The sequence below is a fragment of the Streptomyces sp. AHA2 genome (assembly GCF_036857595.1).
Taxonomy (GTDB): domain Bacteria; phylum Actinomycetota; class Actinomycetes; order Streptomycetales; family Streptomycetaceae; genus Streptomyces.
In genome coordinates this window covers 697,055-709,118 of the sequence record NZ_JAUQWJ010000001.1, presented here as the reverse complement: position 1 = coordinate 709,118, position 12,064 = coordinate 697,055, and the positions used below count along the sequence as shown (strand labels likewise).

11 protein-coding genes are annotated in these 12,064 nt (G+C 74.9%); 3 read left to right on the top strand and 8 right to left on the bottom strand.

The features are described 5' to 3' along the window. Both Q5694_RS03385 and Q5694_RS03380 read right to left on the bottom strand, forming a co-directional pair. The gene (locus tag Q5694_RS03385) at positions 1-882 is read right to left on the bottom strand and encodes a diacylglycerol/lipid kinase family protein (RefSeq protein ID WP_333930443.1); all 882 of its coding nucleotides are present in this window, start codon (positions 880-882) and stop codon (positions 1-3) included. Between the two features lie 77 nt (positions 883-959). Beyond that, positions 960-2,558, bottom strand: a complete 1,599-nt coding sequence (locus Q5694_RS03380) for an FAD-binding oxidoreductase (RefSeq protein ID WP_333930442.1) — start codon at positions 2,556-2,558, stop codon at positions 960-962. A 66-nt stretch (positions 2,559-2,624) separates the two neighbouring features. Here Q5694_RS03380 and Q5694_RS03375 point away from each other — a divergent pair, with 66 nt between their 5' ends. Then, a complete protein-coding gene (locus Q5694_RS03375) occupies positions 2,625-3,242 on the top strand; it encodes a TetR/AcrR family transcriptional regulator (RefSeq protein ID WP_333930441.1) in 618 nt (205 codons plus the stop codon). Continuing rightward, entirely contained in the window at positions 3,239-4,822 is a 1,584-nt protein-coding gene (locus tag Q5694_RS03370; protein WP_333930440.1) for a glycerol-3-phosphate dehydrogenase/oxidase, read from the top strand. Before Q5694_RS03375 ends, Q5694_RS03370 begins: the two co-directional genes overlap by 4 nt. A gap of 19 nt (positions 4,823-4,841) precedes the next feature. Here the strand turns inward: Q5694_RS03370 and Q5694_RS03365 are convergent, their stop codons facing one another. From Q5694_RS03365 to Q5694_RS03355, 3 genes are all read right to left on the bottom strand, one after another. After that, positions 4,842-6,392 carry a fused MFS/spermidine synthase gene (locus Q5694_RS03365; protein WP_443040810.1) on the bottom strand — a complete coding sequence of 517 codons (1,551 nt, stop codon included), beginning with the start codon at positions 6,390-6,392 and terminating at the stop codon, positions 4,842-4,844. A 76-nt stretch (positions 6,393-6,468) separates the two neighbouring features. After that, complete coding sequence (locus Q5694_RS03360; RefSeq protein ID WP_333930577.1) at positions 6,469-7,005, bottom strand: Dps family protein; 537 nt, start codon at positions 7,003-7,005, stop codon at positions 6,469-6,471. A 142-nt stretch (positions 7,006-7,147) separates the two neighbouring features. Next, positions 7,148-7,447 (bottom strand): WhiB family transcriptional regulator, encoded by a 300-nt coding sequence (locus Q5694_RS03355; protein ID WP_443040801.1) that lies wholly within the window; start codon positions 7,445-7,447, stop codon positions 7,148-7,150. 427 nt (positions 7,448-7,874) lie between these two features. Here Q5694_RS03355 and Q5694_RS03350 point away from each other — a divergent pair, with 427 nt between their 5' ends. Beyond that, positions 7,875-9,056: a spore photoproduct lyase family protein gene (locus tag Q5694_RS03350; protein ID WP_333930438.1), complete on the top strand. Its 1,182-nt coding sequence runs from the start codon at positions 7,875-7,877 to the stop codon at positions 9,054-9,056. A 51-nt stretch (positions 9,057-9,107) separates the two neighbouring features. Here Q5694_RS03350 and Q5694_RS03345 read toward each other — a convergent pair whose 3' ends face one another. From Q5694_RS03345 to Q5694_RS03335, 3 genes are read right to left on the bottom strand one after another with little or no spacing between them, the layout of a single operon-like run. After that, positions 9,108-9,941 carry an inositol monophosphatase family protein gene (locus Q5694_RS03345; RefSeq protein ID WP_333930437.1) on the bottom strand — a complete coding sequence of 278 codons (834 nt, stop codon included), beginning with the start codon at positions 9,939-9,941 and terminating at the stop codon, positions 9,108-9,110. Continuing rightward, the gene (locus tag Q5694_RS03340) at positions 9,928-11,286 is read right to left on the bottom strand and encodes a hypothetical protein (RefSeq protein ID WP_333930436.1); all 1,359 of its coding nucleotides are present in this window, start codon (positions 11,284-11,286) and stop codon (positions 9,928-9,930) included. The genes Q5694_RS03345 and Q5694_RS03340 overlap by 14 nt, the downstream gene beginning before the upstream one ends. Then, positions 11,283-12,032 carry an HAD family hydrolase gene (locus Q5694_RS03335; protein ID WP_333930435.1) on the bottom strand — a complete coding sequence of 250 codons (750 nt, stop codon included), beginning with the start codon at positions 12,030-12,032 and terminating at the stop codon, positions 11,283-11,285. Before Q5694_RS03335 ends, Q5694_RS03340 begins: the two co-directional genes overlap by 4 nt. Between the last annotated feature and the right edge of the window lie 32 nt (positions 12,033-12,064).

Sequence of the window (12,064 nt, the reverse complement as noted above, 5' to 3'; positions counted from 1 at the left end):
TCAGCACAGCACCCGCAGGGCGCCCGGCAGCACCCTGACCGTGACCGGGAGGACGGCCTCGATCTCGCCGTCCGCGCCGTAGGGCAGGTCCCGGTCGGCCTCGATACGTATCTCGCGGCCGCGCACCACCCGCACCTGGGGCCGGTGGACGTGCGCCCCGGTGTCCAGCTCCTTCATCAGCGTGAAGAACAGGCGGCGCGGCGCGTCGCGGATCATCACGACGTCGAGCAGCCCGTCGTCCGGGCGGGCGTCGGGGGCGATGCGGCGCGCGGAGCCGTAGTAGCTGGAGTTGGCGGCCACCACGGTGTAGCCGCTGTAGGCGTGGTCGTGGCCGTCGACGGTGACGCGGTAGCGCACGGGACGCCAGGTGCTGATCGCCCGCAGGGCACCGGCGTAGTAGGAGGCCGGGCCGCGCAGCATCCGGGACTGGTTGGCGTGCTGGTTGGCCAGGGCGTCCACGCCCGCGTAGACGCTGCCGAGGACGACGGTGGCGGCGTGGACGGACGAGGTGACCTCGATGGTGTCCACGGCACGCGGTGTGCCGTGCAGCAGGACCCGCGCCACGCCCTCGGGGTCGCCGGGCAGGCCGAGGGCACGGGCGAAGTCGTTGCCGCGCCCGGCCGGGACCATGCCGAACAGGGCGCCGGTGCCGCTGAGGGCTCCGCCGACGCTTCCGGTGATGCCGTCGCCGCCGACGGCGAGCACGACCCGGCCGCGTTCTCCCGCGGTCCGGGCGAGTTCCCGGGCGTGGGGGAGGCTGCGGCTGTACTCGGTCTCCAGCTCGGCTCCCGCCTCCCGGAGCAGACGGGCCACCTTCAGCAGCGCCGCCGCGCTGGTGGCTCCGCCCGCGGTGGGGTTGACGACGGCGGTGAACTGTCGCATCGATGTGCCTCCGGGCTACGGGTGGTGCCGGGCTGTCGTGAGGGTGGGTGTGGGCGGCCGGACGGGCCTGGCCCGCTTCAGTCGGCCGGCAGCAGCACGCCGGGGTTCAGCAGGCCGTCCGGGTCCAGCGTTCGCTTGACGGCACGCAGTGCGGCGATGGCGAGGTCGGTGGCCTCGCGTACGTACCACTCGCGGTGGTCGGTGCCGACGGCGTGGTGGTGGGTGATCGTGCCGCCGGCCGTGAGGATGGCGTCGTTCGCGGCGTGCTTGGCGCGCGTCCAGTGCGCCACCGGGTCGTCGCCCTGGGCCGAGACGACGGTGAAGTACAGCGAGGCGCCGTTCTCGTAGACGTGCGAGATGTGGCACATGACCAGGGGCGGGGTGCCGTTCTCGGTCAGCGTGGTGGTCAGCGCGTCCCGGACGGCCGTGTACAGGCCCGGCAGCTTCGACCAGTAGGCGGCGGTCTCCAGGGTCTCGGCGAAGGCGCCCGCCTCGAGCAGCGAGTCCCGCAGGTACGGTGCCGCGTACCGGCCGTGGGCCCAGCGCTCCCCCGGCTCGTCGCCCGCGAACTCCCCGCCGCAGTCGGTGAGTACGGCCGCTGCCGCCGCCCGGCGCCGCGCGGTGTCCTCCTCGGTGCCCTCGAAGCCGACCACGGCGAGGCATCCCGCGTCCCGCTGCTCGGCGGCGGAGCCGATGGCCTCGGGCTGGGCGAGGCCGATCAGTGTCTCGGTCTCGTCGGAGAGCCTGAGGACGGTGGGGCGCGGACCGTCCTGGGCGAGGCGGCGCAGCGCGGCGGTGCCCTGGTCGAAGGAGGCGAAGCGCCAGCCCTCGTAGCGGCGCGTCCGCGGGACGGGCCTGATGCGGACGGTGACGGAGGTGATGACGCCGAAGGCGCCCTCCGAGCCGAGCATGAGCTGCCGCAGATCGGGGCCGGCGGCCGAGCGGGGCGCCCGGCCGGTGTCGAGGGTGCCCTCGGGGGTGGCGAGAGTGAGGCCCAGGACCATCTCGTCGAAGCGTCCGTAGCCCGCGGACGCCTGTCCGCTGGAGCGGGTCGCGGCGAAGCCGCCGATGGTGGCCCACTCGTAGGACTGGGGGAAGTGGCCGAGGGTGAAGCCGTGTCCGGCCAGGAGTGCCTCGGCCTCGGGTGCGCGCAGCCCGGGCTGCAGGGTGGCGGTCCGGGACACCGGGTCGAGGTCGAGCAGGCGGTTCATGTGCCGCAGGTCCAGGGCGACGAACGAAGCCCGGCCGGCGGGTGCGAGCCCGCCGACGACGGAGGTGCCGCCGCCGAAGGGGACCAGGGCGAGGCCGTGTTCGGCGCAGACACGGAGCACGGCGAGGACCTCGTCGTGGCTCTGCGGGAGGGCGACGGCCGCGGGGGCGTCGGTGGTGTCGGCGGCGCGGATGCGCAGCAGGTCCGGGGTGGACTTGCCCCGGGTGTGCCGGACCCGGCTCTCGGTGTCCGTGCGGACGCTGTCCGCCCGCTCGCCCAGGGCGGCCCGCAGGGCCTGAAGGGCGGCGCCGTCCAGGGCGGGCGTGCCGACCTCGATCTCCTCCAGCCGGGCCGACGCCGTGGGCTGCGGCTTGACGCCGAGCCAGTCCCGCAGCAGCCCGGCGACCGTGCCGGGCAGCGGCGTCGCCCTGGCCGGATCGCCCCAGCCGTTCCACAGCATGTCCATGCGTGTCGTCCCTCACCGGTCGTCGGGGTTGCCGCCGCGGCGGCTCTGCGCGTTACACTGTTACACATGACGCCTAATCGTCACAACGGCTCGGCACAGCAGAAGTCCTCCGACAACGACGTGGTGCTCGACGCCGTCCGCGACTGCGTCCTGGCCGTCGGTGTGCGCCGGACGACCATGACCGACGTCGCCCGCCGCGCGGGTGTCTCCCGCATGACGCTCTATCGCCGCTGGCCCGATGTCCGGTCGCTGGTGGGCGACTTGATGACGCGGGAGTGGATCGCGACGGCCACCGGGGCCATGCCCGAGAGCCGGCCGGGGACCGGCACGCGCCCACCGCTGGTCGACGGCCTGGTGGCGGGCGTGAAGGCGCTCCGCGCCCATCCGCTGTTCCAGAAGATCGTCGACGTGGACCCCGAACTCCTGCTGCCCTACGTACTGGACCGGCGCGGCGCGAGCCAGGAGGCCCTGCTGGAGCTGCTGGCCGGGGCCCTGCGGGAGGGGCACGCGGACGGCTCGGTGCGCGAGGCCCCCGTCCATCTGCAGGCACGGACCGTGCTGTTGATCCTGCAGTCCTTCGCCCTGTCCCTGCGCACCATGACCGACGAGGACGACCACGACCTCACCTCCGAAGCGTTCCTCGCGGAACTGCGCACCGTCCTGGAGAGGACCCTCACCCCATGAGCCAGACCACCGTCCCGGCCGGCGGGGCCTCCCTGTCCGCGGTCCGGCGCACCCGCGAGCTGTCCGAGGCGACGGACGGCCGTGTGGTGGACGTGCTGGTCGTCGGCCTCGGCGCCACGGGCGCGGGAGCGGCCCTCGACGCCGCCGCACGCGGCCTCGACGTCGTCGCCGTCGACGCGCACGACCTCGCGTTCGGCACCTCGCGCTGGAGCTCCAAGCTCATCCACGGCGGGCTGCGGTACCTGGCCTCGGCGCAGTTCGACGTCGCCCACGAGAGCGCCGTCGAACGGGGTGTGCTGATGGAGCGGACGGCGCCCCACCTGGTGCGCGCCCAGCCCTTCGTGCTGCCCCTGACCGGACTCGTCTCGCGCGGCCAGGCCGCGCTGGCGTGGGCGGGTTTCCGGGCCGGCGACGCCCTGCGGCTGTCGGCCCGCACCGCCCGCGCCACCCTGCCCGCCCCCCGCCGGCTCTCCCCGGTCGAGACCCGCCACCTGGCCCCGGCACTGCGCTCCGGCGGACTGCGCGGCGGCCTGCTCTCCTGGGACGGGCGGCTCACCGACGACGCCCGCCTCGTGACCGCCCTCGCCCGCACCGCCGCCGCACGCGGCGCCCGCGTCCTGACACGTGTGCGGGCCCTGGAACTCACCGGCTCCGGCGCCCGCGTCCGCGACGAACTCACCGGAGAGGAGGGCGAGATCAGGGCCCGTGCGGTGATCAACGCCTCCGGTGTGTGGGCCGGCGACCTGGTCGAGGGCATCCGCATCCGGCCCTCGCGCGGCACCCACCTCGTCCTGCGCGCCGACCACATCGGCCCGCTCCCCGCCGGGCTGCACATCCCCGTCCCCGGCGAGACCAACCGCTTCGTCCTCGTCCTGCCCCAGGACGACGGCCGCCTCTACGTCGGGCTCACCGACGAACCCCTGGACGGGCCCGTCCCCGACGTGCCGGAGGTGCCGGAGACGGACATCGGCTTCCTGCTCGACGTCCTCGGCTCGGTGCTCGACGTCCCGGTCCGGCGCGGCGACGTCGTCGGTGCCTTCGCGGGACTGCGCCCCCTGCTGGACACCGCGCCCACCGCACAGCCCGGCGCCGCCGCACGCACGGCCGACATCTCCCGCAGGCACGCGGTGCTCACCTCACCGGAGGGAATCGTCAGCGTCGTCGGCGGCAAGCTCACCACCTACCGCCGGATGGCCGAGGACGCCGTCGACGCGGCGGTCGGCGCGCGCGGTCTGGTCGCCGGCCCCTCCCCCACCGCCGCTCTGCCCCTGGTCGGCGCCGCGGCGCCCACGGTGCTCGCCGCGCTGCGCGCCCCGCGCCGCCTCGTGCAGCGCTACGGCACCGAGGCACCGGCGGTCCACGCGCTCGCCGCGCGAGATCCGCGCCTGGGCGAGCCCGTCGTGCCCGGACACCCCGTCACCGGCGCGGAACTGCTGTGGGCGCTGCGGCACGAGGGCGCCCTCGACGAGGCCGACCTGCTCGACCGGCGCACCCGCATCGGCCTGGTCCCGGCGGACCGGGCCGATGCGCTGGACGCCGTACGCGGGCTGGTGGCCGAAGCGCTCGGCGCCGGCGGCTGACGGCGAGGCCGAGCGGCCCTCAGTGCCCCTGGTCGCGTTGCGGGCCGTAGGGCTGGAGGAGCTGGTCCACCGGGGCGTGGTCGTCGGTGAGGCGTTCGGCGGCGCCCGTCCAGGAGTCGAGCTCCTCACCGGAGGTGACGCGCCAGCCGGTGTCCCGGGCCTCCAGTTCCCTCTGGACCGCCCGGAGGTCGACCCTCCTGTCGGAGGCGAGGACCACGAGGTTGCCGCCCTGTGCTTCGGCGCCCGGTCCCAGGCCGAGACCGGCCGGTTCGCCCAGCACGGCGACGTGTGCGAAGGTCCCGGCCAGGGTGGCCACTTCGGCGCGGGCGAAGTCCAGGTCCCCGTGGTCGATGAGGTTGGCGACGTACACCCCGTCCGCGTCGAGCACGCGCCGCACCTCGGACATCGCCTCGGCGGTGGTCAGGTGCCACGGCACGCTGACGCCGCCGAAGGCGTCGCCGACGACGAGGTCACGGCTGCCGGTGTCCAGCCGCCGCAGGCCCAGCCGGCCGTCCTCGACGCGTACGTCGATGCCGGCCCGGGGGCGCAGCCCGAGCCGGTCGTGATTGATGCGCACCACCCCGCCGTCGATCTCGGAGACCACGCTGTGCGTCCCGGGCCGCGTGGCCGCGAGGTACCGGGGCAGGGTGAGTCCGCCGCCCCCGACGTGGTGGGCGGCGAGCGGCTGCCGCGCCGGGAAGGCGGCATCGACCACGGACGCGATGGCCCGCACGTACGCGAACTTCAGACGGGTGGGGTCGGCGAGGTCGACGTGGGAATGCCGCAGCCCGTCCAGGACGAGCGTGCGGCCGTCGCCCCCGCCGGGGTCCGCGACGACCCGCGCACAGTGGTACTCGGTCTCCACGTCGCACTCCCCGGGCGCGACCGCGGTCGCGAGACCACCGGCGACGACCACGAGCGTCAGGGCGGGTGCGCCGTTCCAGCCGCGGGTGCGCCACTCGAACCACGCCGAGCCCGCGACCAGCAGTGCCCCGAGGCCGAGCAGGATGCCGCTGACCGGCAGCCGCGACACGAGGACGAACCCGGTGAGCACCGTGCCGACGATGGCGCCGACGGTGCCGACCCCCGACAGCCTGCCGACGACGGTGCCCGTCTCCGCGAGGCTGGTCAGACGCAGTTTCGTGACGAACGGCGTCACGGCGGACAGCAGGGCCCCCGGCACGAGGATGGTCAGTCCCGCGACGAGCAGGAGCACCACGGGCGCCCACTCGGCGGTGCTGCGCAGCACCGCCGGGGTGAGCGCCACGACCGCGCCGGACACTCCCAGCGAAGGGCCGATGAGCCGGCGGGGATCGACCTGGTCCGCCACGTGGCCGCCCAGCCAGGAGCCGAAGGCGATCGCACTCAGCGCGATGCCGATCACCATGGTGCTGGTCTCGAGCGTGAGTCCGAGATACGGGGCGAGCAGCCTCAGCGCGACGATCTCGACGACGAGGACGGCCGCCGAGGACACGAACACCAGTACCGCCGCGGCACGGGGGCCCAGGCCGGCTCGGCCGGGTGTGCTCTCGGCGACGGACGGGGAAGACGATCCGGTCACGGGCGGCATTCTCGCACGCACCGCGTGAACCGGACGGCCCCCACCGCGCGGGGCGGGGGGGGGGGGGGGCAACACCGCCTTCTTCTCAGGGCTGTTGGCGGGCCTGTTCGGCGGCCCGGTCGGCCGCCGCCTGCTCCGTCCTGGCGTCCGCGGTGCTCAGGCGGCCGCCGCTGCTTTCCAGGTGGGCGCGGACGAACCACTGGAACAGCTCCAGCCCGCGCAGCTGCTCGATGAGGATGTCCTGCGTGACGGGGTCGGAGGTCTCGGTGGCCTCCATGGCCTCGCGGTGGTCCTCGATGAGCCGGGTGTACACCACGTCGAGCGCGCCCAGGTGCTCGATGGCCTCGGCCCTGCCGATGGAGTAGTCGTCCCAGGACCGGTCGGCGACCAGGGCGCCCGGCGTTCCCTGGGGCACTCCGCCCAGGGTGGAGATCCGCTCGGCGAGGTCGTCGGTCATGGACCGCACCTGCTCGACCTGTGGGTCGAGCATCTCGTGCACCGCGATGAAGTGCGGGCCGACGACGTTCCAGTGGATGTGCTTGAGGGTCAGGTGCAGATCGTTCAGCGAGTGCAGCCGCCGCTGGAGCAGCGTGATGATCTGGGAGCTGTCCTCGGGGGTCATGCCCGGGACGGTGTAATGGAGGGAGGGCTCAGGGGCCACGGCCGTACCTTTCTCCTGCCGGCGGGGAAGACGTCTCCCGGTCAGGCAACCACCGCGGGTGCCCGCTTGCCCCTCCAGGAGGGCCGTACGGACATCCCCGCCCTCAGGGCGCCGGCCGTTCGCCGCCTGCGATGTGCAGCTCCCGGCTGATGGCACGACGCTGCCGGGCGGTGGTGCCGCCCCAGATGCCCGCGTCCTCGCCGTGCTCGATGGCCCAGGAACGGCAGGCCGGCAGGACGCGGCAACGGCGGCACACCGCGCGGGCCTCGGCGACCCGGGCGTCGGTCTCCCGCTCCACCAGCGGGAAGAACAGCTCGGGATCCTCGCCGACGCAGGCGGCCTCCCGCAGCCATGCGCGACCGCCGCCGGCGAGGACCTCGGCTACGGCATCGCGGTACGGCAACCAGCGATCTTCGGGCACGGCGCACCTCCGCGTAGCACCGGCTGGGCCGGTGGATGGGCTGCGGCACGACGACGCCGCAGGCCCGGCAGGGGTCGCGCCTCCCATGCTAGGTGTGCGGCGCACGGATGGCCATGGCCTGTTCCCGCGGGAGCGCACACGCGGCCACGGGCGCGGATGTGAGGCCCGGCACGCGTCCGGCCGCCGGTTACCGGGGCGACGGGCCGTCTCCGCACGGCCGGAGCCCCGCACGGAGACACCCGGCGGCGGAAGCCGCGCACCACGGAACCGTTACTCCCGCGGCGGCGAAGCCGGGCCGTGTTCCTCGCGATCCGGCAGCTCAGCGTCCGACCCGCGCGTCAGGAGCCCCGTACAGTTGTCTGCGGGGGACATTTCCCCCCTCCTCGCACCAACCCGTACGGGAGCACCCATGCACCACCCGTCCGGCATCCCGGACGACGACTCCGGCACGCTGTTCGGTCTCGACGCGCTGTCCCCCGGAGCCGTCGCGGCGACCGACCGGCAGGGCCCCTCGTTCCGCACCTCCGCCGCGGCCCGCCGCCTGCTGCCCGTGCGGGAGATCTACGCCGAGCCCGCGGCCGCCGCGTCCCCGCGCGGGCGGCAGATCCGCGCCCGGTTCCCCGACGCGCGGACGACCATGGTGGACTCCCACTGGCGCATCCCCGGCCTGCACGGCAACGAGGGCAACGTCGAGCGCTGGGTGCGCGTCAAGGGCGAGACCCTCGTCCTGGGCGAGAAGAAGACCCTCACCACCCGCCCCAACGGCCGCTCCGCGGACTGGATCGCACCCGGCCCGTCCAACGGCTGCGCCATGGCCTGCGCCTACTGCTACGTGCCGCGCCGCAAGGGCTACGCCAACCCGATCACCGTCTTCACCAACATCGACCGGATCATCGCGCACCTCGGCCGGCACATCGCGCGGCAGGGGCCCAAGCCCGAGCCGAACCAGTGCGACCCCGAGGCGTGGGTGTACGACATCGGCGAGAACGGCGACTGCTCGGTGGACGCGCTGATCTGCGACAACACCGCGGATCTGGTGCACGCCTTCCGGAACTGGCCGACGGCCAAGGCGTCCTTCGCCACCAAGTTCGTCAACCCCGACCTGCTGGCCCTGGACCCACGGGGCCGGACCCGCATCCGCTTCTCGTTGATGCCGCCCGACGACGCCCGGCTGCTCGACGTGCGCACCTCCCCCGTCCCGGAACGGATCGCCGCGGCGGCGGACTTCCTCGACGCGGGGTACGAGGTGCACTTCAACCTCTCCCCCGTCGTCGTCCGCCCCGGCTGGGAGGACGCCTGGTCCGAGCTGCTGACCCACCTCGACGACGTGCTGCCCCGGCGAGTGAAGCAGCAGGCCGCCGCCGAGGTGATCATGCTCACCCACAACCAGGAGCTGCACGAGGTGAACCTCGGCTGGCACCCCCGGGCGGAGGAGGCCCTGTGGCGGCCGGAACTCCAGCAGGCCAAGCGCTCCGAGAACGGCGCGATGAACGTCCGCTACCGCAACGGGATCAAGGGCGAGGCGGTGCGGACCCTGCGCGGCCTCATCGACCGACACGCTCCGTGGCTGCGCGTACGCTACGCGTTCTGACGGGCGGCGGCGCCCGCGCCGGTGTCCGTCCGTGGGCCTGTCACCACACCGTCACGACGGCTGCGCGGTGGCCGCTCCGTCCGTCGTCGCGTAGGCCGGGGCGAGCAGGGCCCGAACACCCTCCCAGAGGGCGGGTGGGGCCGCGAGGACGTCACCGCTCGGGGGCCACGTCCCGGCTGTCGGACCGCTCAGGTCGCCGACGGTTCCGCCCGCCTGCTGAACCAGCAGCGCCCCCGCGGCACAGTCCCACGACCGCAGGCCCGGGGCCCACAGCGCGTCGGCGCGGCCGGTGGCGACCTGGGCGAGGCCGGCCGCCGCGCTGCCCCCGCGGCGCAGATCACGCACGTGGGGCAACAGGGCGTCCACCATGGTGCCGGCCCGTCCTCGCTGGTCCGGCCGGCCGAGGTTGAGCTCGATCAGGGCGCGGGCGAGGTCGTCCTGGTCCAGGGCGGTGACGGGGGTGCCGCCGGACGTCGTCCGGCTGCCGGCCCGGGCCTCGGTCACCAGCCCCACGGCGGGTTCGATCACGACCCCCACCAGCAGGCGGTGGGACTTGGCGTCGGCCGCCGCCACGCTCACGGCCCAGTCCGGCCGCCGGTACAGGTAGTTCGTGGTGCCGTCGATCGGGTCGACGATCCAGCGCACTGAGCCGCGGCCGTCGGTCGCTCCCGCCTCCTCGCCCAGGATCGTGTCCTGGGGCCGGTGTCGCGCGAGCACCGCACGGATGGCCTGCTCGGACTCCCGGTCGGCCTGGCTCACCAGATCGTCGGGGCCCGCCTTCTCCTCCACGAGGAGCCGGTGCGCCCGCTCGTGCCACGACACGGCGGTGCGGGCGCCGGCCTCGGCGGCCTCCCGCGCGAGGCCCAGCAGATCATCGAGGTGCATCGGTGTCCCTCCGGAGGGCTTCCCAGGTCGCCTGCCCCACCACGGCCCGGGCCGGCGGGGCCAGGCACGCCGCCGTCAGGGAACGCAGCCGGCCCGGCAGCAGACCGATGGTGTCGAGGGAACGGCTGCTGAAGGTGAGGTGGGCGGCCATCAGGGACAGCCACGGCAGCAGCACCGCCGGCGAGCGCGGTTGTCCGGTGAGCGCGGGCACCAGCAGGAGCAGGGCCCCGCAGCCGACCACGACCGGACGCGATCTCGCCGACAGGATCACCGCCGCCGTCGTGACCGCGCCCGCGGCCGCGGTGACGAGGGCGCGCGTCCCCGCTCCGGGCGCGACGAGCAGCGACCCGGTCGCGGCCGCCGCCGTGCCGGCGGCCAGGAGCGCGAGGTTCCACGGCGCGGTGAGGGCGGTCCGCCCGCGCAGCGGCGCCCAGCCGCTCGGCGACGCACCGGCGTGGTACGGCGGCAGCCAGCGCACCAGTGCCAGAAGGTGCTCACGCGCCTGGTCGGCCCGGGCTTCCCAGCTCAGCCGGCCATCGCCCGTGGTGGCGAAGGCCAGGCTCTCCAGGACCCATCTGCTGGTCACGAACGCGATGCCGAACGCCCACAGCGCCACGGCCGCCGCGACGGCGAGACCCGGGTTCGCGCCCAGGTCGACGGCGAGTGCCAGACCGGTGGTCCCGCGTACGGCGTAGCCCGCGCCGACGACGACCCACAGGGCGACGACCGCGGGACGGGCGGGTGGCGGGAACGCTCCCGTCCTGCCCGTGCCGCGTGCGCGCAGCGCCTCGTAGACGACGGCCACCCCGAAGACCGCCGCGGTCACCGCGCCGAGCACACCGGCGAGGTGCAGCTGCGGCAGGGCCAGGGCCAGGACGGCCACGAGCGCGAGACGCGTCAGCGCGACCGCGCCGCTCGCGCCGACCCGGGACCTGGCCCGCTCCAGGGGGCCGGGGAGCCGGCCGCGGTCCTTGCGGCCGGGGTGGTTCTGGTCGGCGACGAACCCGCGGATGTCGTTCCACTGGTAGCGCGCGGGATAGATCAGCAGTTCCAGGGCGCCCCACACGATCAGGGCCCGGACGACCGTCCGCCCCGTCGCGTCGGCGCCCGCCGCCACGGCGAGCATGAAGGTGAAGGGCATGAGGAGCCCCTTGACCGCGTCCTTGGGCCGGGGCATGACCAGGTACCCGAGCAGGGAACGGGACCGGGACGCCCGCGGCGCCACGGCCTCCGGCTCACCACCCGCAGCGGAGTGCCCGGCGCGCTCCCTCTCCCGCCGGCCCATCTGCCGCCCGGCCTGGAACGGGGGCACCGTGAACCCGCGTCTGCGCCCGGTGCCGGTCACGGGCCCACCCGCGCCGGGGTGCCGAGGAGGTCGCAGGCGACGTCCTGCCAGCGCGAGCACACCCAGGCGGCGCCTGCCCGGCGCAGTCGCCCGGTCCGTTCGGCCCGCTCGTCGGGCGGCACGAACTGGACGAGACCGGCGGTCGTGATGCCCGCGGCCACCGCCGAGGCCGCTCCGGTGACGGAGTCCTCCAGTGCCAGTGCCTGGGAGGGGGCGAGGCCGAGCCGCGACAGGGCGAACCGGTACACGGCGGGATCCGGCTTGCTCGTGGGTCGCGGCAGGCTGTCCTCGGCGCTGAAGCGGCACTCCGGTGGCAGCAGAGCGTCCAGGCCGCTGGCCGTGAAGCACGCGGCGAGCCGGGTCAGGGCGCTGGAGCTGACCACGGCCAGCCGGTAGCGGCGGCCGAGGGCCGTCAACGCCGCCACGACGTCCGGCCTCGGCGTCAGCACCTGCCCCAGGTGGGCCGTCACCGCGGACTTCTCCCGTTCCACCCAGTCCTCGAGCTCGGCCGGCGTGAGCGGTACGCCCTGCCGTGCGGCGAGGTCCTGGGCCGTGGTGCGGAAGTTCTTGCCCGTCGTCGTGCGCCGGAGGTGCTCGGCGGAGAAGTCCCCCCGCAGCCCGAACCGGCGGGCGAACTCCTCCGTCACGACCGCGGAGGCGACGAAGGCGGGTTCCTCGGACGGGAACAGGGTTCCGTCGGCGTCGAGCAGCACGGTCGTGACGCCGGAGAGATCGGGGATGCTCATGGGTCTCCCGCTGTGGTGGGGGGCAGGGGTCG

Bases quoted from the DNA above. Each gene is read 5' to 3' on its own strand.
- Q5694_RS03385 (WP_333930443.1), bottom strand. From the start codon at position 882: ATGCGACAGTTCACCGCCGTCGTCAACCCCACCGCGGGCGGAGCCACC.
- Q5694_RS03380 (WP_333930442.1), bottom strand. From the start codon at position 2,558: ATGGACATGCTGTGGAACGGCTGGGGCGATCCGGCCAGGGCGACGCCG.
- Q5694_RS03375 (WP_333930441.1), top strand. From the start codon at position 2,625: ATGACGCCTAATCGTCACAACGGCTCGGCACAGCAGAAGTCCTCCGAC.
- Q5694_RS03370 (WP_333930440.1), top strand. From the start codon at position 3,239: ATGAGCCAGACCACCGTCCCGGCCGGCGGGGCCTCCCTGTCCGCGGTC.
- Q5694_RS03365 (WP_443040810.1), bottom strand. From the start codon at position 6,392: ATGCCGCCCGTGACCGGATCGTCTTCCCCGTCCGTCGCCGAGAGCACA.
- Q5694_RS03360 (WP_333930577.1), bottom strand. From the start codon at position 7,005: ATGACCCCCGAGGACAGCTCCCAGATCATCACGCTGCTCCAGCGGCGG.
- Q5694_RS03350 (WP_333930438.1), top strand. From the start codon at position 7,875: ATGCACCACCCGTCCGGCATCCCGGACGACGACTCCGGCACGCTGTTC.
- Q5694_RS03345 (WP_333930437.1), bottom strand. From the start codon at position 9,941: ATGCACCTCGATGATCTGCTGGGCCTCGCGCGGGAGGCCGCCGAGGCC.
- Q5694_RS03335 (WP_333930435.1), bottom strand. From the start codon at position 12,032: ATGAGCATCCCCGATCTCTCCGGCGTCACGACCGTGCTGCTCGACGCC.